This is a genomic window from Psychrobacillus sp. FSL H8-0483 (genome assembly GCF_038637725.1).
Classification (GTDB): domain Bacteria; phylum Bacillota; class Bacilli; order Bacillales_A; family Planococcaceae; genus Psychrobacillus.
On the sequence record NZ_CP152052.1, the window covers coordinates 774,833 to 798,103 of the forward strand.

Annotated in this window: 12 protein-coding genes and 1 riboswitch; all 12 genes read left to right on the forward strand. The window is 37.7% G+C overall.

The genetic code is table 11. From position 1 onward, the window contains the following. Window positions 1-282 precede the first annotated feature (282 nt). Entirely contained in the window at window positions 283-4,659 is a 4,377-nt protein-coding gene (locus tag MHB48_RS03615; protein WP_342600196.1) for a S8 family serine peptidase, read from the forward strand. 903 nt (window positions 4,660-5,562) lie between these two features. Continuing rightward, the gene (locus MHB48_RS03620) at window positions 5,563-6,162 is read left to right on the forward strand and encodes a TasA family protein (RefSeq protein ID WP_342600197.1); all 600 of its coding nucleotides are present in this window, start codon (window positions 5,563-5,565) and stop codon (window positions 6,160-6,162) included. 166 nt (window positions 6,163-6,328) lie between these two features. After that, entirely contained in the window at window positions 6,329-7,279 is a 951-nt protein-coding gene (locus MHB48_RS03625) for a SipW-dependent-type signal peptide-containing protein (RefSeq protein WP_342600198.1), read from the forward strand. After that, window positions 7,269-7,880, forward strand: coding sequence for a signal peptidase I (locus tag MHB48_RS03630; protein WP_342600199.1), 612 nt, complete (start codon window positions 7,269-7,271; stop codon window positions 7,878-7,880). The genes MHB48_RS03625 and MHB48_RS03630 overlap by 11 nt, the downstream gene beginning before the upstream one ends. A 32-nt stretch (window positions 7,881-7,912) precedes the next feature. Beyond that, entirely contained in the window at window positions 7,913-8,572 is a 660-nt protein-coding gene (locus tag MHB48_RS03635) for a hypothetical protein (protein ID WP_342600200.1), read from the forward strand. Window positions 8,573-8,948: 376 nt separating this feature from the next. Beyond that, window positions 8,949-9,113, forward strand: a complete 165-nt coding sequence (locus tag MHB48_RS03640) for a hypothetical protein (RefSeq protein WP_342601290.1) — start codon at window positions 8,949-8,951, stop codon at window positions 9,111-9,113. A gap of 433 nt (window positions 9,114-9,546) precedes the next feature. Further along, window positions 9,547-9,630, forward strand: a riboswitch (cyclic di-GMP riboswitch). 294 nt (window positions 9,631-9,924) lie between these two features. Continuing rightward, window positions 9,925-10,380, forward strand: a complete 456-nt coding sequence (locus tag MHB48_RS03645) for a hypothetical protein (RefSeq protein ID WP_342600201.1) — start codon at window positions 9,925-9,927, stop codon at window positions 10,378-10,380. Window positions 10,381-10,395: 15 nt separating this feature from the next. Further along, window positions 10,396-10,677 carry a hypothetical protein gene (locus tag MHB48_RS03650; protein WP_342600202.1) on the forward strand — a complete coding sequence of 94 codons (282 nt, stop codon included), beginning with the start codon at window positions 10,396-10,398 and terminating at the stop codon, window positions 10,675-10,677. Further along, window positions 10,664-12,358, forward strand: coding sequence for an ATP-binding protein (locus MHB48_RS03655; protein WP_342600203.1), 1,695 nt, complete (start codon window positions 10,664-10,666; stop codon window positions 12,356-12,358). Before MHB48_RS03650 ends, MHB48_RS03655 begins: the two co-directional genes overlap by 14 nt. Continuing rightward, a complete protein-coding gene (locus tag MHB48_RS03660) occupies window positions 12,358-13,002 on the forward strand; it encodes a response regulator transcription factor (protein ID WP_342600204.1) in 645 nt (214 codons plus the stop codon). The genes MHB48_RS03655 and MHB48_RS03660 overlap by 1 nt, the downstream gene beginning before the upstream one ends. 277 nt (window positions 13,003-13,279) lie before the next feature. Further along, window positions 13,280-18,310: a choice-of-anchor I family protein gene (locus tag MHB48_RS03665; RefSeq protein WP_342600205.1), complete on the forward strand. Its 5,031-nt coding sequence runs from the start codon at window positions 13,280-13,282 to the stop codon at window positions 18,308-18,310. A 94-nt stretch (window positions 18,311-18,404) separates the two neighbouring features. Then, a complete protein-coding gene (locus MHB48_RS03670) occupies window positions 18,405-23,189 on the forward strand; it encodes an endonuclease (protein WP_342600206.1) in 4,785 nt (1,594 codons plus the stop codon). Window positions 23,190-23,271 lie beyond the last annotated feature (82 nt).

Consider the following 23,271-nt stretch of genomic DNA (forward strand, 5'->3'; position numbering starts at 1 on the left):
CTTAAAACCTAGTACATAAACTATTAAAATCAGACACTTAAACGCTTGTGAATTGTGCCTAAATTGTGTGGGTGACTGTCACCCATAAGAACCCTCAAGTATTACGAATAATAGTAGACAAGTAATCATACAAATTAGATTAAGGGTAATAGTTTAGTTCGAACAACTAGTTGTGAAGAATACTAGACTGTTATCTTTACATTTGTTTTCTGTACTTGTGCTGCAATTTTACTATCATTTTTAGTTGGATCGCAGCAACTATTGGTAAGGGGGAAGAATCTATTGAAGAAGAAACAGTTTACTAGGTTATTTAGTGCATTCATGGTATTGACCATGATCTTCGCACTATTGGCTCCAATGAATGCGTTTGCGAACACAGATGCAAAACCGTTCAAACAAAGCGTTCCAAGAGAAAGCACGCTGCAAATGAAGGCAGCTATCGCTGAACAATTAGTATTGACGGACAGTGGACCAACACTTCACAAAGATCTACAAGGTTTGTCAGGAGATGAAGAGGTAGCGGTTATCGTTCATTTATCGGAGAAACCAGTAGCGCTTGAAAAAGGAATCAAAGAATTAGCAGGAAAAAAATTCACTAGTGCAGATGCAAGTACAGTGAAGTCAAAAGTGATTGCGCAGCAATCATTTATCATAAAAGAAATGCAATCAAAGGCAGTAACATTCACGCAAGGGTACTCCTTTGATACAGTTTTAAATGGCTTTGCAGCAACTGTAAAAGCCGACGATCTTACAAAATTACTTGGAATTAAAGGTATTACATTAGTAGAACCAGATGCGACAGTGTATGCATTTGAAGACTCAAGTGAATCAGCACCATCTAAACTTGAAAAAGATGGCCAAGTAGATGCTGCGATGAATACAAGCATTTCGTTCCTTGGAATTGAAAGACTTTGGAACGAGGGAATTGAAGGTCAAGGCATTAAAGTTGCAGTACTTGATACAGGAATCGATGCAGATCACCCAGAGTTTGCGGGAATTTATAAAGGTGGTAAGAACTTTATCCCGAACTCATCTGTCTATACAAGAACACGTTCGGCTGATGATGCATCGGAAACTTCTCCTGTAGAACGTCCAGCGGGAACTCCTGAGTTTAATGAAAGAGGAAGTGCATTCTATACTTCTCACGGTACGCATGTTGCAGGTACAATCGCAGCAATTGGCGCGAATGAATACGGCATTAAAGGGATTGCGCCTAAAGTTGATCTTTACGCTTATCGCGTGCTTGGAGCTTATGGAAGTGGATCTAATTCTGGTATCGTAAAAGCGATTGACACTGCTGTAATTGAAAAGATGGATGTTATCAACTTATCTCTAGGTGGAGGATCAAACTCTGAAACGGATGCAGGCTCCTTTGCGATCAACAACGCAATGATGGCGGGGACAATAAGTGTACTTGCAACTGGTAACGATGGACCTAATCGTGGAACAATATCTCCTCCGGCTACATCACGTTTAGGTATTGCAGTAGGGAACACAACAAACCCTGAGAAAATGCATAACGGTAAGGTAAATGTAACTGTCGGGGATTATACTCTTTCTAAACAACTACAATTGATGGGAACTACTTTTGGGAAAGACTTAGCAACACAACTTCAAGGTGAGTTTGACGTAGTTGCTGTTCCTGGAAACGGGGAAGCAAAAGATTATAATGGAATCAATGTGACTGGAAAAGTTGCTCTGATCTCTCGTGGTAGCATTGCATTTGTCGATAAAATTGCACATGCAAAAGCAAACGGAGCAGTAGGAACAATCATTCACAACTCTCAAACTGGATCCAATGCACCAAATGAATCTGGTGTGTTCCTAGGTGATTCATTTGAATTCGTTCCAACGTTCGATATGTCATACACAGACGGTGTCGCAATCCGTGCAGCATTAGTAAATGGGGCAGGAAAAGTTACTTTTGGTAATTTTGCTTCAGCAAAAACAATTGGTGATGATGTAAATGATTCAAGTTCACGTGGACCAACCACACCTAACTTTGACATCAAGCCAGATGTAAGTGCACCTGGTACGAACATTATGTCAACGATTCCAATGTACAAAGCAGACTTTCCAGATGCTGTTTACGGTGAAGCATATGACCGTAAAACGGGTACATCGATGGCTACACCGCATGTCACAGGGATCGCAGCACTTGTAAAACAAGCGAATCCTGATTGGAATGCTTTTGACGTAAAAGTAGCCCTTTCTAACACAGCGAAAATCCTTGATACAACGAAATACGATGTATTCGCACAGGGTGCAGGTCGTGTAGATGCATATGCAGCAGCTCATCCTGCGGCACTTGCATATGCAATTGACGAGGCTGTGCTAGATGCAGATGGTGAAATAGTTGAAAACTTAAAAGGGACTGTTACATTTGGTCCGCAATCTTTAGAGGAAGATATTACAGTTACAAAGGAAATACTAGTCAAAGATATTAAAGGTATCGGCGGAGATTATAACGTAACAGTAGATGTAACCAAAGAATTTGGCAATGCAACAGTAACTGTCGATAAACCATCCTTTACATTAGATGGAGAAGAATTGTTGAAAGTAACATTAACAGCTTCCAAATCAGAAGCTACAGAAGCTGGTGATGAAATTCTAGGATATATTCACATTACGCCAGCAGATGAAACTAAAACTGAAACCTCCCTTTCTGTAGATAAAACAGAATTGAACATGAAAACAGGTGACAAACTTCAACTGAATGTAATAGAAACAACAACACCAGTAGAAAGTGAATACACGGAAATTTCATTGCCATTTGCAGCAGACTTTGGTGGTGCAGCAGTAACTGAAATCAAAGATATGGCTATAACAGAAACAGACTTATCGTTTGATGGAGACGGTGTGCAAGATGCAGCTGAGCTGACATTTAGGTTGACAGGTGAGGTTGGACTTCACTTCGTCGAAGTTTGGGATGTCATGAATCCTGATGGTGGAGAATTTGGTGACGGCTATCTTGGTTACTTATATGGAAATAATTCACTAGGTGCGGGATCTTGGAAACTACCGATTAACGGTATATACCAGCCTTGGAGTGGAGAACCTCTAACAATTATTCCAGATGGTTTGTATACATTTGACTTCAATGCGTACGACGATAATCTTTCTGATTACGTGGGACCAATTGTCGTTAAAACTACTAGCCCAGAAATTACTGGTACGGTAACAGAAGGCGTGGTAACAGGGCAAGTAACAGACAAATATATCGAATACAATGAAGAATTATATTTATATGGTTTAGAGTACGATTTGAATGAAAAATTAAATGCATCGTATATTGCTACAGTAGATGGTGAAGCAACAGCAGCGGTTGACTTTGATTTGAATCAGGATGGAAGCTTCTCATTCCCAGTGACAGCTGAAACAGAAGCGGTAACAGTAGTAATTGAAGATGCAGCTGGTAACAAAGGGGAGCAAGTTATTGAAGGTGCATTCATACAAACTGAACCAGCAACACCAGAAGCACCAGTAACTCCTGAAGAAGGAGCAACACCAGGAGAGCAAGTAGCTCCAGAAGTAGGAGCAACACCAGAAGCACCAGTAACTCCTGAAGAAGGAGCAACACCAGGAGAGCCAGTAGCTCCAGAAGAAGGAACAACGCCAGAAGAACCAACAGCTCCTGAAGAAGGCACAACACCGGAAGTACCAGCAACACCGGCAGAAACAGTAACACCAGCAGAAGCAACAACAACTCCAATCAATGAAAATGTGGAGCTTCCTAAATTAACTCTTGTGTCGCAAATAGATAATTCAGAATCTAATAATAACGCTGTATCATACAATAATAGCGCGTCGGATGGACCAGCAAGATACGGTTCATTTGAGTCGGAAACTGTTAAGAACGTTACAAAAGAAGCAACGTATATAGTTGGGGATGAAAAAGTAGTTTCAGTGTCAGAAGGTTTAGTTACTGCCAAAGCAGCAGGTAAAACAACAATAACGGTTAAACACGGTGAAGATGAAGTAACCGTAAACGTTACAGTTACAGCTCCTCCAGTAGATCCAGGACCAGGAAACCCTGGATCAGGAAACCCAGGCACATCAAATCCGGGAACTGGTACAACAGGTCCAACTAAACCAGTAGACCCTAAACCAACAACACCTATTAAGTTTACAGATGTAACAGGGCATTGGGCAGAAAGCTATATTCAAAAAATTGCTGGATTAGGCTTCATAAATGGCTATGCAGATGGAACATTTAAACCGAACAATCATTTAACACGTGCACAAGCAGTTTCTTTGATTGTCCGTGCTTTGGGATTAAAAACAGATGAAGTCGCACCATTTAACGACATTGCTAATTATGCAAATGAAACAAAATCCGAAATTGCAGCGGCATATAAATATGGAATTATCAAAGGCGATAATGGTAACTTCAAGCCTGCTGATAAAGTTACTCGTGCACAATTAGCATTAATGATTGAACGTGCATATGCACACAAAACTGGCAAGCAATACAAAGCATCCACAATAGCTCCGTTTTCGGATTTAGGAAACTATAGTCCGGAAACAATAAATGCAATCTCTATGCTTTATGAGCTTAAAGTAGTTACAGGATTTGAAGGGAAATTTATGCCATCTAGTCCAACAACACGTGCACAAGCTGCAAAAATCTTTGTTATTTTTTCTGAAGGTTTAAAGTAAGGTTGCACGGTACCAGGTTCAAAACAGTTAATGATATGAGAACCTGGTACCATTGGATAAATAAAAATCAAAAACCTCCATCAGTCTATTTAGATTGATGGAGGTTTTTTGAATTGTTTCTAAATTGAGTAAGTGACTGTGGTCACTCGAAAAATCCACGATCAAAACGGTAAACTATTCATCACCTTATTCTTTATCTTCCTCATAATTCTGCTTTTCATTTTGCCATCAATAAATGGGTGATGTGTGGGTGACTGGCACGTTGAAGGTCACTGGCACTTTGAAGGTCAAAATTTTGTCAGTCCCCCGGAGATAGTAAACACTTTTTTTGTAAGCTTTTATTTTATTACACTCTTTCATATCCTTTGAATCGTACAAAAAAATAAATAACAAGATTGTATCAAAAGTAACAATAAATTGTATGGTGCGAAAGTATACCAAGGGAATCATCCAAAAGTAGAATACTGAAAAGTCAAAAATTACCCGTTCGAGGGAGGCTGAATTGTTTGGCGCTGTTTATACTGAAGTTAGTTCCATTGCATGGTGATCAAAACGAAAACGAAGTCTAAGGAGGCACTGAATGACATAAAAAGAGGAGCTTAAATCTAGAATTGAATATCAAGCAAAAAGTGGCATTATAATTCTATTATCTATCGCTGTTACAGGCTAAGAAACTAAATTTGCAATGAGAGACTTAGCCAAGGAATTCTCTAAAGTGGGGTAATAAATCACCTCGAACAAAATGTAACATTCGAAGTAAAACAGCTATCGGACTAGGAAATGGTGCATGGAACCAAGTCTCCCTTAGCACAAGTAAACTTCGAAACAAAGCTGGAAAAAGAAGACGAGTAAGGAAAAGCAATAACAAAACCAAAAACTACAACTAATTGGAGGAAATTAAAAATGGGTATCAAACAAAAGTTAGCAATGGGTATTTTAACAGGTGGATTAGCTATTAGTATGATCGGTGGAGGAACTTATGCTTATTTCAATGATGTAGAAGTAAATAACAGCAAATTTGCAGCAGGTACATTGGATATTAATGTTGCAGGTAATGATGCGGCAAATGCCATTATTGATGTGAGCAATTTAAAACCAGGTGACCATATGTTACGTACTTTTAAACTTAATAACACAGGCAGTCTGGATGTATCTAAAGTATTACTGACTTCAACATATAGTGTTACCGATGCAAACGGCAATAATGCAGGCGTAGATTTCGGTGAGCATATTAAGGTTAAATTCCTTGCTAATGAGGACAAAGAGTCAGCGGTTATTTGGGAAACTACTTTAAAAGAATTGGCTAGAACAGACGTTGTGGATAGAGATCTATTAGGAGCTATTCTTGGCGGAGAGAGAGATGGACTAAAAGCAGGTACATCTGATGATCTTACTGTAGTGTTTGAATTTGTTGATCAAGGGGATCAAAATAGATTCCAAGGGGATTCTTTACAGCTTAAATGGTCATTCGATGCAAAACAGACAGCAGGAGCATGGAAATAATACTACCATATAACCTGGGAGGAGAGCCCTTCTCCTCCCTTATTTTATTTAACCAATCCGTCAGTGTCATTATTTATATATATTTCTCAACATATAAACTTATTTTGTGTTTTGAGGAATATATTTAAGAAAATCCGGTGATAAAACTTCGAAAGGCGGGATCAGTTTGAAAAGCAATCGTAGCAAGCGTAAGGAGCGTAGGCGCAGGTATAAGAAAAAGAAACTTGACCTTTTCCTGTGTTTAAAAATTGCCCTCATTTGTTACTTAGCCATTTTTGGCGTCGGTTATATGTCATCTGACACATCCGCATATTTCAGTAGCCAGTCGGAGATCTCACAGATAATTACTGCCGGTATATGGGAAGTGCCGGAAGTTCTTATTAATGGATGTGGCGAGGAATACACAATCGGTGAGGTATCGAGCGTGGGAACCAAACCTAACAATGAGGACAATGATGGAAATTCTAATGTAGAAACCGAAAATGATGCATTACCGGGTGAGGAAATCAATGTCGACCACGAAGACAAAGATGATAATCCTATAGAAGAAAGCGAAAAGGATGTAATAGCAAGCGGGGAAGATGAGGTTGACTGTGGAGACAAAGATGACGTGCCTAAGGAAAAAGATGAAAAGGATGCTGCAGAAGAGCTATTATGCGAGGGCAAAGATGAAAACCTTGTAGAAGTAAATGAAGAGGATGCCGCTACAAGCGTGGAAGTCAAGACCGACTGCCCGAAAAAAGATGACGAGCCTAATAATGAAATTGAAAAAGAAAAAGCGCCAGAAGATATAGAAACGATTGAACCGATTATAGAGAAACAAGATGAATTAAAAGAGGGAGATATTGAAACAGAGAAAGAAAATGCGGATAAAACAGATGTGGTTGATAGCAAAGAGGATGAGCCACAGAAATCTAACGAGGAAAGTCCAAAACAACCGGAAGCCAAGGATGAATCTGTAAACGAATCGAAAGAAAAGAACCCAACAGAAAAGGACTCCGCAAAAGATGAAACTTCAGAAAGTAGTAGCAACACAAAGAAAGATGATGAAATAAACGACGCAGTAAAACAAGAAAAAAACATAGAAAAAGCAGAGGGGGATACAAATGAGATATAAAATGAAAGCAAAAAATCAAAAGATAAAAAAGTGGGTAAATAACATTGTAACCGGCATATTAATGATTCTGTTGATCACGGTAGCTACCGTAGTTGTTATATCGAAAGCCTCCGGCGGAGAACCAGAGTTTTTCGGTTACCAGTTAAAAACCGTTCTATCGGGATCGATGGAGCCAGGAATTCAAACAGGCTCAATCGTCGCTCTCAAGTCTGCTGTAGTTAAAACTGGCTTCGAAAAAGGCGATGTCATTACATTTCAGACAGAAGAAGACATTTTGATTACACACAGAATCACAGAGGTAGTCAGAACTGGTGACTCCGTACTTTACCGTACAAAAGGCGATAACAACAATGCGGAGGACATGAATCCGGTTCTTTCTGACAATGTGGTAGCAAAATACACGGGTTTCACAGTGCCTTACGTTGGATACTTCATTAATTTTTCTCAGTCTAAAAATGGCGCATTACTACTGTTGATACCTGGATTCCTGTTGCTTATCTACTCCGCATTTACAATTTGGAAAGTACTATCTGTAATTGAATTGCGCCCGAAAAAACAAGTAGACATAGTAGGCGAAGATAGCGGGAAAAGTACTACCTGAATGATTGATAGAATATGTAAGGAGGTATTACTATGACCAAATTCTTTCGGCTATTCACGTTTCTTCTATTGATTAGCGTAATCTGCTTCTATCCCTTGACGAGTGTATTTGCAGATGTTGATAATGACACGACTGAGAATGATATAGTCATCAGTATTTCACCAAAAGAAAATTTATTTGATATTACTAACATGAAGCCCGGTGATTGGGCGCCTCGGACCATTACAGTTCAGAATTCCGGAAGCAAAGATTTTGTCTACCAAATGCAATTGCAAAACAGTGGAGAAAAAAAGCTTTTCAATGAGCTGTTGCTGGAAGTTAAAGAAGGTGACAAAGAATTGTATCAAGGGAAATTGGCTGGATTTAAATCATTTCCAGGAAGAAAACTTTCAAGCGGCACCGAAGAAAACTTAGATATCACTATTCGTTTTCCAGAGCATCTTGGAAATGATTTTCAAGGTCTTAATTCTGCTTTTACTTTCTCTTTTACGGCGGAAGGAAAAGATAACACGACGGTTCAAGTCATGACAACAGGGCAGGTTGCCAGCGTCGGTCCAACATCAACTGGGTTCAGCCAGCCTAGCACTTCGACAAATATATTTTTTCTGATATTATTTGGAACTATACTTGTGGCAAGTGGAATTGTGTTGATGATCATCAGACATTACAGACGGATGAAGATAGCTCAATAGACACTAAGATGTCAAAAGGCTGATCAGTTACAGGGGAACTTTTGAAAAGCTGCCTATGCATGGCGTATCGTGCATTGGCAGCTTTTCCGTTTTTCGTAGACTACGGTGAATATGAGATGGATAAAAATATCCTTTATTAGCTTTACAGCAGGATAACTTGTTTGTAGGAGGTGAAGCATTTTACTGAAAAAAATAGCTGTGATTTTGCTGGTGATTGGATTGTTTTTCATTAGATACGCCGGTGTGTATGCTTTAAAGCAAGGTGTTGTTCTCTATACAGGGACTGTTTATCCCGGTAAAATGATCAAATTCTGTTATCCAGACATGGGATACCGTTTTTACAGGACTGGACAAACTGCAAAATGGTGATACGATCATCGTAAAAATGCAGCATGGTAACTTTACATATGCCATTGTGGATGAAAATAACACAACCGTCATCGGTTCTACAGCACCGGAAGGAATGCTTACTTTATCCACATGCTATCCATTCGGGAATATTGGAAACGCGCCAAACCGAAGTGAAAAGAAAGGTGGGTAAAACTTGCACTACAACAAAAGCCTATACCCTTTTCTTAACCTCCAGCTTCTTTCTTCCCTGATTAAGATAAATTAATAGATGAACTTGAAACAGCTCTAAGGGACTTCTTAGAGCTGTTTTAGACTGTAGAAAAGCGAAATTTACTTGAATCTTACAGTCTATTATTAATAGAACAAGGTATTGTTATTCAAATAAGTTCTTGAAATCAAAATGAGCCCTGTTGTCTATTTAATTTTTCCAGGAAAAATTAAATAACTAATACATGCCTACAATCTGTGCAGTAGAACTGAAATTTTTAAAAATTTGAATATTACAAATACAAAACAAAGGTAGACAATCCCTTCCGTTTTCCGACAAAAATAGAACCTACAAAACCGCGCAAAATGACGTTAAAATTGGTGTAATTTGGCTATACTGAATTCTGTAAAGTAATAAATATTTCGGAAACTGTGAAGTACGACCTGTATTTGGGCACCTGGGACGTATGGAGTTATTGGTGCAACCGGCCTGATTAAACTTGGACATTTTGTTCAATTTAATTAGGCCTTTATTATGTATTCAGGAGGAAACGTATTGAAACTGATGTTTGTTCAATCCGCACTTTTTGTATCCATGATTTTACTTCTATTGCAGAGCACTAGTTTACAACTGCAGAAATAAAAAGTGATGCAACAATAACCATGGTTTTAGAGAATAGCGCACTTGTTGCAATAACTTATGGGGAAAATAAGACACTTAAGGTCACAAATAATACTGATAAAACCATTAAAAAATTGAATTAATGGGGGAATCAGTAAAAGAGATTGTTAATATGGAAGAATCAGATTCCGATGTCATGGCAGGAGAAATAAAAGAATTTGCTTTAACTGGTAGTCCTAAGGAGTTAACAGGCAAAGTTATTAAAATAACAGCAAGTTGGAATGGAGGCAGTGCAGAAATTACATCCATGTTTCCGAAATTCGCAGAAGATAAAATGCTTTTAGTACTAAATGAAGAAGAAAAATATTTAGGGTGTGAAAAAGAGAAACATTCAGAACTAGGTGAAGAAGTAGAAGTTCCCAAAATAGATGAAGGAGATAAGACTCCAGTATTATGTGAAGAAGAAAATGCTCCACACCAAGTTGAAGAAGTGCTTCCGGTATTAGGTAAAGAACAAACTGTTCCAAAAGAAATTGGGAATCAACTAGAACTAGACTTAATAGAAATACATTCAACTCCAAAAATTACTGAAGAACCAATTACACCAGAAATTGCAGATGTACAATAAAAGGGGAGAGCAAAATTGGGAGGAATCTTTGCTAATTTCTATAGGGAAAACAATACGAAACTTACTTTCATCCTATTACCACTGCTAATAGTATTTGTTGCAATATCTGTCTATTCTCTGTCGCGACCTGTAACAACTACTAACCAAATCAATGGTAACACCTCTCAAATTGAGACAGTCTATGATTACAAGGCGACAATTACACCAAATGTCCTATATCAAGTAGAATCCATTCGAAATAGAAGTCGAAGTGCGAACAAAGGTGCAGAAAGTGATCCAGCTTATGCACTGGACTAGTCAAGTTTATTCTTTCATAGAAAAGAATCCTTCCAGCAAACCGCATCTGGTGCTTGTTTATCGATATATTTCACTTATCTTAACTTCTTGCTTTTTTTTGTTAGGACCGCCCCAATCGCCATTTGTTTTTAAAGTCGGGTTGGTTGTATCACTTGGTGTAGCAGCTTGGATCTTAACGGACTTACAAAGAAAATATGTAGGGAATAGTAAGGTATTAAAAACGATTGTCTTAACCGAAACAATTGGTTTGACTTTATTACTCATCCCTACAGGTGGTATTGAAAGTCCGTTTATATGGTATGCGCTGAATCCTGTATTGGCAGCTGCAAGTTTTCTAACGCCTTTGTTCTGTTGGGGAGTATTGACCTTCTATCTAAGTAGTGCGACTTTCATTGCTTCTTCTCTATTCCGCATAGACAATATGGTAACGATTTTAGAAGAAAATTCTTATATTTATTTAGTCTGTTTATTAATTACATTGCTTGCAAGTTTGTTTTTGGGTCTAACGAAGGAGCTAGATGCAAAAGCTACTGAACTAATGCTCGTAAATAAAAAACTGTCGGAATCAAATGAAATGTATGAGAATACGTTAGAGCATATCATGTCTTTGTATCACTTAATGGATAACTTTTCAGCCGATAAAAACCCTGAAAAGTTAACAACAGATATCACATCTTCTTTAATTAATTGTACGCAAAAAGAATCTGCATTCTTTTGGTTAATAGATCTCCATAAACAGAAAAGCTATTTAGCAAATACAACGAGTATTCTAAACATGGAAGAGGAACTTAAGAAAGACTGGCACAATATTAGCCAAAAGAAAGAATCATTTATGGACAAGATTCACGATGAATACTTTTGGATGAAAGTAATTAGAACTTCTAAAAATGTTGGTGTTGTAGGAATTAATGTCAGCAGTTTCAGTGAAGTAAGAGATACTTTCTTATTAAACCGGACATTTGAGTTTATCGCAGAGCTCAGTGAAATCATGCTCGAGAGAATTCATATGGATAAAATGATGGATCAGCTAATCATTATTGAAGAGCAAAATCGTATAGCCAATGAAATACATGACAGTGTTTCTCAGAAACTATTTGGAATCGTCTACTCATTGCACAGCTTACAGAATAAAAGTCGGAATATTTCGAAAGAAGAGTTAAATAGAGAGTATCAATTTCTATCAAAGATAGCGAATTCGACCATAAAAGAACTAAGAGCAGCTATTTACCGACTAAGCTCAGTAAAAAAAGGAGATAAACCATTTCTGGTACTCCTAAAAAATTATTTAGAAGAGTATGCCAAGCTGAATGACGTGAGAATTGACTATCAAATAGAGGGAGATGAATCCTTCATTCCTCACGATCTAAAAACTGGACTCTATCGGGTCATTTGCGAGGCATGTGGAAATGCAGTTAGACACGGGAAATGTCATGTGATGGAAATAAGAGTTTCTTTACTAGAAGAGAAGACATTAGTAGTAATCCAAGACGACGGGATTGGAATTAATTTGCATAAACAGGAAGAAAAGAAGGAAAAAGGAATAGGCCTCTTTAATATGAAAAGTATTGTAAATTCGTTTAATGGAACATTCTCGATAGAAGGGATACCAGGTATGGGAACAAAAATACAAATTGATATTCCACATGTAAAAATGCTAAAAAAACAAGAGGTGCTAGGATAATGAAAGTAGTTATTATTGATGATCATCCTTTAATAAGAAAAGGTCTAAAATCATTATTTTCGTTAGATGGATCAATGGAGGTACTTGGTGAGGCAACGAATAGTAGGGATGCCTTAAATCTTTTAAACATGGTCAAACCTGATATTGCGATAGTGGACCTTCGATTAGGGGAAGAGTCAGGCCTAGAACTTATAAAAGAGGCAATTCGAAAAGGAATCGTGTGCAAATTTGTTGTGCTAACTTCATCAGCAGAAGAAGAAGACTTTAAGCTAGCAAAAGAAATAGGAGTAGACGGTTACTTGTTGAAGGAAGCCCTTCCGGAGGAACTTTTACATGCTCTATCCATGATTAGCAAAGGAAGAAAATATTACGATCCAGGAGTACTCGATTTAGTGATGAAATCAAACACATCTCTCCAAGATGATGAGCATATCGAACAGTTAACCCCAAAAGAGAAGGAAATACTAATAGAACTAGGCAAAGGTCATTCCAACAAGGAAATCTCCAAGACCTTATATATCACCGAATTCACCGTGAAAAAACACGTAAGCCAAGTATTCGCAAAACTAGGTCTAGCCGACAGAACCCAAGCAGCCTTATACGCCAACGCAAAAGGTTTAGTCAAGTACGTCATAAACTCATAAAAGAGTGTTTTGTTGCAGAAGTGTTACTGGTGCCTGGCACCAGTAACACTTATGTCATAATAGAGGAAGTCCTGCGAAGAGAAATCTTTGTGGGACTTTTTTGGGTTTGAAGTAGATAAATTGGTCTATCTAGGACACTTATTTCGATATAAAACATTGTAAAGGAATAGTAAATGTAGGTAAAAATGATTAAGAAATTGTAAATTTGACCTATTTATATATTGGTAAATGTTAGAATGGTTTTTGCAAGAGTATCAGATAACTAGGAGGATGGGAAATGAAAGAAAGCAAGAAACTACGACAAAAGACGTATAAAGCGGTGCTGGCAACAACATTGGCTGCTGGAACACTTGTCGCGGCCGTACCATCAAGTATAAACGTTGCAGAGGCACAAGGAATTTCCTTCACAGATGTAAAAGAGCATCAGCATTTTTACGAAAGTGTGAAAGACCTAACATCTAGAGGAATAATAAGCGGATACGAAGATGGTACCTTTAAACCAGGAGAAAACATTAGTAGAGCACATGCTGCGAAAATAATTTCCCTAGCATTAGGCTTAGACACTAAAAATGTAAAAGATCCTGGATTTAAAGATGTGAGTAAAAACAACCCTTACTTTGGTCATATCGCTGCGCTTGTAGATGCGGGAATCATTAAAGGGTACGAAGATCAAACATTTAAGCCAAATGGAAATTTAACTCGTGCACATATCGCGCAAATGCTAGTAGTTGGTTTTGACTTAGAAGAAGAGAAACTTTCAAACTTACCATTTAAAGATATTAACGATAAACAATGGTTTGCAAATTATATTCAAACCTTATATAAATATGAAATTACAACAGGGAAAACAGCTACTACATTTGAACCAAATGCACATGTAACACGTGGACAAGTAGCTTCCTTTATTAATAGAGCAGAAGCAGCTGCTAAACAACAAGCTGTTGAAGTAATCGATATTTCCAAAAATGAACTAAAACTATCGACCGGTACGTATGCAGTAAATACAAGCTTACAAAACATATTCAACGAATCCAATTTAGCTGTGTTAAAAGGTGCCAAGGTTAAATACACAGTGAAAAACAACGAGATTACAGAAGTTAGTTCTATTGAAATCAAAGAAAGTGGAACTGCAAATAGCAATCTTGTACTTGATGGAAAGGGCTCCAATTTTGCTGGGAATCTTACAGTGAATGGTGACTTTGTTTCCGTAAAAAACCTTACGATTAACAATGATTTAATTATCGGAAATGCAGTAAAAAATAGTTTCCTAGGTGATGCAATTACAGTCATAGGGAAAACTATTATCTCTGAGAATGCAGTTGCAAAAAATAACAATATTGCTAGTTTAACTCCTGTTGCAGCAATTGCTCCTTCATCAACTGTTTTCAATAACTCCAAACTTGGTACGGTCGAGTTATCGAAGGCCGGTTCTGTATTAGAAGCAAAAGGTACTACTTCAGCAAAAACGATCAACGTTGGATCCAATGTGGAAATTAAAGCAGATAAAACCATCACATTACCTGAAGTTAAACTTCTAGCTGGCGCTACTCAAGTAACAATCAATGCAAATGTTAGCAAATTAAACGTAGATTCAAAAGGTACTAAACTTACTCTAGGGACCGGAACAAAAGTAGGGAATATCTCGCTTCCAGCAGGAACAGATGCGAAAGATGTCATTCAAAACTATGACAAAGTAAAAGCAAACGTCGAAAACATCAATGGCAAATCAAATCCTGATGCAAAACCAGTGACACCACCTTCTAATGGTGATGGAAATAGTGGTAACGATGATAACGATAACGAAAATAATCCATCACCGAAACCTGACGATGAAAACTTTAATCTGTCTATCATGCACGTAAATGATATACATGCGAATACAGACAAAGCACCAAAGCTTGTTACAGCAGTAAAAGAAGTACGCTCAGTTAAACCGGATGCATTGCTATTAAATGCAGGGGATGTTTTCTCTGGTACTTTGTATTTTAATGAATTCTTAGGCAAAGCAGACTTAGAGTTTATGAATTTAATGAAAGTAGACGCTATGACATTCGGTAACCATGAGTTTGATCTTGGCTCATCTCCTGAAGGTCATCAAGCATTGGTTGATTTCATTAAAGCAGCAAAATTCCCGCTTGTTTCCGCAAACGTAGATTTTTCAAAAGATGACAAATTCACTGGTTTATTTAATACGAAAATACCTACAACACCTGAAAACGGGAATATTTACACAGGAATTGTAAAAGAAGTAAACGGAGAAAAAGTCGGTATCTTTGGACTTACAACTGCTGAAACGAAAGACATTGCAAGTCCAGGAAAAATTACATTCTCAAATTATATTGAAGATGCCGAAAAGATGGTTGCTGAATTTGAAGCAATGGGTATTAACAAAATTGTAGCACTTACACATATTGGTTTTGATGATAATGCCGCTATGGACAATGATCAAGAACTAGCTGCAAAAGTCGATGGCATTGACGTTATTGTTGGCGGACATAGCCATACACAATTAAATGTTCCTGTAGTTATAGACAAAGATGAAACTGGTGCAACGAAAGACAAAACAATTATTGTACAAGCATATCAGTATGCAGATTATCTTGGTACTTTAGATGTTGAATTCGATAAAAATGGTGTCGTAGTAGGACATGCAGGAAAGTTAATTGAGACAAAAGCTAAAGCAGAAGATGCTGATGCAGTTAAGCTCTTAAAACCTTATAAGGATCAAATCGAAGCTGTAAATAAAAAAGAAATTGGAGTAACACTTGATAAAGCACTTTTAAGTCCAAGAACATCGGATAAAGATTATGTACCGGGAACAAGTGTAAGAGTTAGTGAAACTATTCTAGGGAATTTAATTACAGATGGTATGCTTGCAAAAGCGCAAGAATATGTAAAAGGCAAAAATGTAATCATGGCATTCCAAAATGGTGGAGGAATTCGGGCTGCTATTGATGCCGGTCCAATCACAGTAGGTGAAGTAATTACAGTACTTCCGTTTGGTAACACATTAGCAACAATGGAAGTAACAGGTGCAGAGCTTAAAGAAGCATTCGAAATTAGTGTGAGTCAATATCCAAAAGAAAATGGAGGCTTCTTACACGTTTCAGGTGCAAAAGTAGAATTCGATTCATCTAAAAAAGGAAGAATTGTAGATAACAAAGGTGTTGTCACACAAGAAGGAGAACGTGTCGTTTCAATTTCATATAAAAGCGGAAATGATTCGTACACTGAAATAGACTTAGAAGACGATGAAACGAAATACACAATCGCAACAAACGCATTCACTGCAAAAGGTGGCGACGGTTATACAGTACTTGCAAAAGCATATACAGAAGGTCGTGTAACAGACCTCGGTTTATCAGATTGGGAAAACCTTAAAGACCACTTAATTGCTGTGAAAAATGATATCCCGACCGAAATAGAAGGACGTATCGTAGACGTTAAAGCTCCAACAGAACCAGTAATAGTGGAAGATCCAGGTACAACTCCAGCACCAGTTCCAACAACTGCACCACCACTTTATAACTCTAACCCAGAGAAATTAGGAGTTTCTCAAGTAGCTCGCTATGACAGTGGTCAAGGATCAACGGGAACAGAGATATTGGCATTTGATAAAAATTCTAAAAAAGCTTTTGTTACAAATGGAGCAATTGGTGGGTTTGATATCCTAACTTTTGCAGATGTAAAATCTGGAGAGTTTAAACAAGTTGATTCTACTAAACGTGTTGTTATTGAGGATTACGGAATCCCAGGAGTTAAGAACATTACAAGTATCGCTTCTCATCCAACAGCAGATTTAATTGCCATTGCTGCATATGGAGAAAAAACAGACCCTGGTTATATCGTGTTTGCAACGAAAGACGGAAAATATGTGAAACATGTTAAAGTTGGAGCACTACCAGACATGGTGACATTCACTCCAGACGGAACAAAAGCAATTGTTGCAAATGAAGGTGAGCCAAATATGGATACAACTATTGATCCAAAAGGTTCTATTTCAGTTATTGATGTAACATCATTAACTGCAACAACACTTAATTTTACAGAGGCTATGTTGGATGAAAACGTTCGTACTTCTTATAAAGGGGCTTCCATCCTAGAGCAACTAGAACCTGAATACGTAACGGTTTCAGAGGATAGCAAAACTGCTTATGTCACTTTACAAGAAAACAATGCAATTGCGACAGTGGATCTCGTAAATAACGAAATTTTACATGTAAAAGGTCTTGGAGTTATTGACCATTCTATAGAAGGAAATGAAATGGATGCAAATAAAGATGACAAAAAAGCTGACATCTTAAAACAACCAATTCTTACTTTCCATATGCCAGATGCGGTTGATACATTCACGGTGGCTGATAAAACCTATATCATTACACCAAACGAAGGTGATTCTCGTGATTATGCTGATGACGGTGGATACTCAGAAGTAGAAGAATTAGGAAAGTTAGAATTGCCGATTAAATTAAAAGCTGCTAATTACAAAAACTACACGCAATCAGAATTAGACGCATTTGACTTAACAACTTTAGCTGGCTATAAAGTAACGATTGAAAATGGATTAAACGAAGAAGGCACAGAATATGACGCAATCTATGGTTATGGTGGCCGTAGCTTCTCTATTTTTGATGCAGCATCAATGAAGCAGGTATTCGACAGTGGTAGTGAGTTTGAACAAATTATTGCTGAAAAAACTCCACAATATTTCAACACTAGTCACGATGCGGTTAAAGTAGATAATCGAAGTGATGATAAAGGACCAGAGCCAGAAACAGCAGTTGTTGGTGAAGTCGATGGAAAAATGTATGCATTTATTGCTCTAGAGCGATACAGCGGAATTATGGTTTATGATTTAACAAATGTAGCAGCACCTGAATTTGTTACATTGATTTCAAGCCGCGACTTCTCTCTTGATGCTGCTGGCGATGTTTCTCCTGAAGGATTACAATTTATCCCGGCTTCTGAAAGCCCTACTGGTAAGGCTCTATTAGCTGCAACGCATGAAGTTTCTGGAACAGTTGCAGTTTATGAATTTGGAGTTGGTGCAGTTGATATTCCTGCTGAAAACTTCTCTGGTACAGTTGATGCACCAAAAGTCTATGAGGGGAACGTTACAGTATCTGTTACAGATGCTGAAAAACTTGAACATGCAGTTATTAAAGGAAACTTGATACTGACTGGTACCCAAAAAGATACGTTCTCAATTACAAACATTGTAGTTAAAGGAAATGTAGATCTTTCAGGACTTAACGGAAAAGATTTTAACTTTAATGGATTGAACGTAGATGGAGAAATAAATCTTTAATTATTTTATGCAAAGCCTTCTACCTAAGGTTTGAAGGCTTTGTTAAATCGTTTGTTTTGCTAAAAATCCCTAACTAAAAAGGAGAATTATTTAGATGAGTAAAAGGAATTGGAAAAAGCCAATAAATGCTTTTCTATCTGCTAGTTTAATAGCAAGTCTAGTACTGCCAGCGATGCCAACAAAAGCTGTAGCTGCTACAAGTGCAACCGATTTGATTATTTCGGAGTATATTGAGGGTGGAAATTTTAATAAGGCTATTGAACTTTACAACGGGACAGGAAAAGCTGTTGATTTAAGTGCCTACTCTTTAGAAGGTTATATGAATGGTAACGCTTCTTCACCATTAAAAGTAAATCTAACAGGTTCATTAGATCACGGGAAAACCTATGTTATTAATCATAAAGATGCACATGCTGATATTAAAAGTAAAGGTAATCAAGTAGATTCAAACGTAATTAATTTTAACGGCGATGATGCAATCGTTCTAAAAAAAGCAAATGAAGTCGTTGATTCCTTTGGACAAGTAGGTGTAGACCCTGGGACTTCATGGGGAACAACTATAAAAACAGCCGACTTTACACTTGTTAGAAAAAGTTCTATTACATCTGGTGATACGAATCCTAATGATGCATTTGATCCAGCTACAGAATGGATTGGTTATCCAAAAGATACGTTAACTTATATTGGCTCCCACGATATGGACGGCTCAACAGATCCAGATCCAACTGATCCAGTAGCAGTAACTTCAGCTACAATCACTGGAACGGCTAAAGTAGGAGAAACTTTAACTGCTTCAGCAAATGAAGGAGCAACAAATGTAAAGTATCAATGGCAAGTAGCTGATACAGCAGAAGGCACTTACACAAATATTGATGGAGCTACAAATGCAACATTAGTATTAGCTGCAGAACAAGAAAGTAAATTTATCAAAGTTACCATTAGTGGTGACGAGGAGTCATCTATTACAAGTGAAGCAACAGGACAAGTAGCTGCAGCAGATCCAGAAACACCTGTTGAAGTAATGTCAATCGCTGATGCACGTGCGCAGAAAACTGGTGAAGTAACGGTAAAAGGTATCGTAACAGCGAAATTAAAAAACACGATTCATATTCAAGATGAATCAGCAGCAATTGCAGTTCGTCCAACATCTCTCAATGTTCAACTTGGTGATGAAATTACGGTTGACGGTTCATTAGGTGAATATAATGGTTTATTGCAACTAACAGGAACACTGGTGGGTACCCCAGTATCAAAAACAGTGCCAAATCCAGAAGTACTTACTGGTGCACAACTTAACGAAACGAACGAATCAAAGTTAGCAACAGTAAATAATGTAACAATTTCAGGAGCATCTCAGAACTATACAGGTACGGATGCAGCTGGTACTACATTTACTGTTCGTGATGAGAATAGTAACTTAGGATTAGTAGCTGGTTCAACATACGAGTCAATCACAGGTATCGTTCAAGAGTTTAATGGGACTTATCAAATCATTCCACGCTCTACTCAAGATATCGTGGAGGATAGCTCCGTAATAAAACCAGCAGTTGCAACTCCAGGTAGTGGAACATTTGTTGGAAGTACAACTGTAACATTATCTACAACTACAGCAGGTGCTGAGATTTATTTCACGCTAAATGGTTCGGAACCAACTGTAGAGAGTACTAAATACGTGAATCCAATTGAAATTAAAGAAAACACAACAGTTATGGCAATCGTGAAAACTCAAGAAGGTACATTAAGTGAAGTATCAACATTTGACTATACAATCACAGATAGCCTACAAATCCACGACATTCAAGGGGCTAACCACAAATCATCATTTGACGGTCAAACTGTAGAAAATATACAAGGTGTTGTAACATATTCTTTCAAACTAGGTACTGCAAATTACTACCATATACAAACACCAGACGCACTTGCTGATACTGATGCAAAAACGTCTGAAGCAATTTTACTTTACAGTGGAAATAATGCTTGGCCTATTCAAGTAGGGGATTTAGTATCCGTTACTGGTAAAGTAAGTGAGTATGTTTATGATGGATATGCTGGTAACGAACGTCAATTAACTGATATGAAAACAACGCAAATCAATGTTCGTAATGATCAAGGTGGAAAAGTGGAAGTCGTTCAAACAGGTGTTGAATTGCCAAAACCAATCATTATTGACGAAACTAACCTACCTACTCAATCTATTGACAGTGATCAACTAGCACAATTTAACCCAGAGGTAGACGCACTTGATTTCTGGGAAAGTATTGAAGGAATGCGTGTAGAAGTTGGAAATGTGAAAGCAGTTGCTCCACAAGAGCACGGAGATATAGTAACAGTTCTTGAAAGCAAACATACAAATTCTTTACAAGGTGGAATTTTGCTAGAAAAAGATAACCAAAACGCAGATCGTATTCAATTCCGTTTAGAGCCAAACAATACAGCGCGTAATTTTGAAGTGGCGACTGGTGATAAATTTACAGGGACGATCAATGGAGTAGTTGGTTATTCATTCCAAAACTATAAAATTTACGTTTCTTTAGATGAGATGACCCAAAAGCATTCAAAAGGAACAGCAAAACCAGAACAAACAAAGATTGTTAAAGAAGATGACAAATTAACGATTGCTTCTTATAACTTAGAAAATTTCTCAAATAACACACAGTCAACGACAGTTGATAAAGCAAAAAAATTAGCAAGAGCTATTGCAAAAGATATGCAAGGTCCTGATATTGTTGGAGTGACTGAAGTTCAAGATAATAATGGTCAAGATGCTGGTGATTCAAAAGCAAACCAAAGTTATCAAAGGCTAATCACTGAGATTGAAAATGCAGGCGGGCCGAAATATGAGTATTTGAATATCGACCCAGTGAACAACCAAGACGGTGGTGCACCTAATGCTAATATCCGTGTGGGCTTCTTATACAATCCTGAACGTGTATCTTTACCAGAAGGAATTAATGCTGGAAATGCAACAGAAGCAGTTGGTTACGAAAATGGGAAGTTAACGTTAAACCCTGGCCGTATCGATCCAACAAATGCTGCATTCAATAGCAGTCGTAAACCATTAGCAGCACAATTTGAATTCCAAGGTGAAAGCGTTGTTGTTATTGCGAACCATTGGAACTCAAAAAATGGAGACACTCCATTATTCGGTTCACAACAACCTCCTGTCTATGGAAGTGAAACACAACGTAAAGAAATTGCAAACTTAGTGTCTAATTTTGTTAAGGACATTAAAACAAAAAATCCAGATGCGAACGTTGTATCTCTTGGTGACTTTAATGACTTCCAATTCTCTGAAGCATTAAAAATCCACGAAGGCGATCACATGACAAATATGATCAACAAAGTAGAAACGTCTGATCGTTACACATATGTATTCCAAGGTAATTCTCAAGTACTAGATCATATTTTAGTATCAAACAACTTAGCAGCTAAAACAAAAATTGATATTCTTCATGTCAATGCTGACTTTACAGATATGGCAGGACGTGCAAGTGACCATGACCCAGTAATGGTTCAAATCGATTTACTTGCTGGCGATGTTGTTGCACCGATTGAAGCTGAAAAAGTATACAACTTAAAAGGCTTCGCAACAAAAAAATTAAACCTGGCATCTCCAAGTATTGCAGTATCTGTAGATGAAACTTCTATCATTTCAGAAGGAGTTTTCGTAAAAGGAGAATACGCTGAGCTTACAGGTGCTGGATTCAAAGACCTAACTGTGACGATTAATCCAAACAAAGCAGGTGCAATTGTCGACTTCAAAGGCACTGAAGTAAAAGAAGTTATTATTGATGGAACAAATGTAAAAGAAATCCGCGGTGCGGAAAATATCAAGAGCATTAAGTTCATCAACGGTGCAAGTGCAGAAACAATTAAAATTACAAATGTGGAAGGGGACCTCATTGAGGTTCCTTCTTTACCTAATGGCAACAAAGCACCTATAGTGAAAAAAGAGATACCTAACGCAACGATTAAAGCTGGAGAATCCATTTCTATCATATTAACAGATCATTTCTCTGATCCTGAAAATGATAAGCTGACTTTTACTTCTACTAAAGGAACAATCAATTACGCAACTTCAACATTAACGCTGAATCTAGAAGCAGGTGACCACATCGTAGGTGTTACAGCAAACGATGGAAAAAACAGTGTAACTTCAAGGTTTACTGTTAAAGTTACAGCGGAATCAGGCTCAACGGATGCCTATTACCAAACAGCAATCGGCAAAGAAGGTTTAGCGTTAAAAGTTGCTTTACATGAAATTATCGATGACCATAAACAACTTACATACGACGGAGCATGGGAAGCATTGAAAGAAACGGATGAAGATCCTAATAATAAGAGCAATGTTATTTTGTTCTATTCTGGAATTTCTCGTTCTAAAAGTTTAAATGGTGGAGATGTGGGAGATTGGAACCGTGAACACACTTGGGCTAAATCACACGGAAACTTCGGCACGAGCATGGGGCCGGGAACCGATATTCATCACCTTCGTCCAACAGACGTTACAATCAATAGCACTCGAGGTAATTTAGACTTCGATAATGGTGGCAGCCCTGTGAAAAATTGTAATGGATGTTATAAAACATCGAATTCATTTGAACCACCAAATCGTGTAAAAGGCGATGTAGCACGTATCCTGTTCTACATGGCAACTCGCTATGAACAAGGTGATCGAGTAGATTTAGAATTAAACGAAAAGCTAAATAATGGAACAAACCCATACCATGGAAAGCTTTCAATTTTACTAAAATGGAACGAACTGGACCCAGTGGATGATTTCGAAAGAAACAGAAACAACGTCATTCAAAAATGGCAAGGGAACCGCAACCCATTCATCGACCATCCAGAGTGGGCAAACGTTATTTGGAAGAAGTGATACACTCAACTGCGTGTTAGTCATCCATACTATTACTAAACTATTGATATTTAGAATTTCATGATCAATTTTGATAATTTGT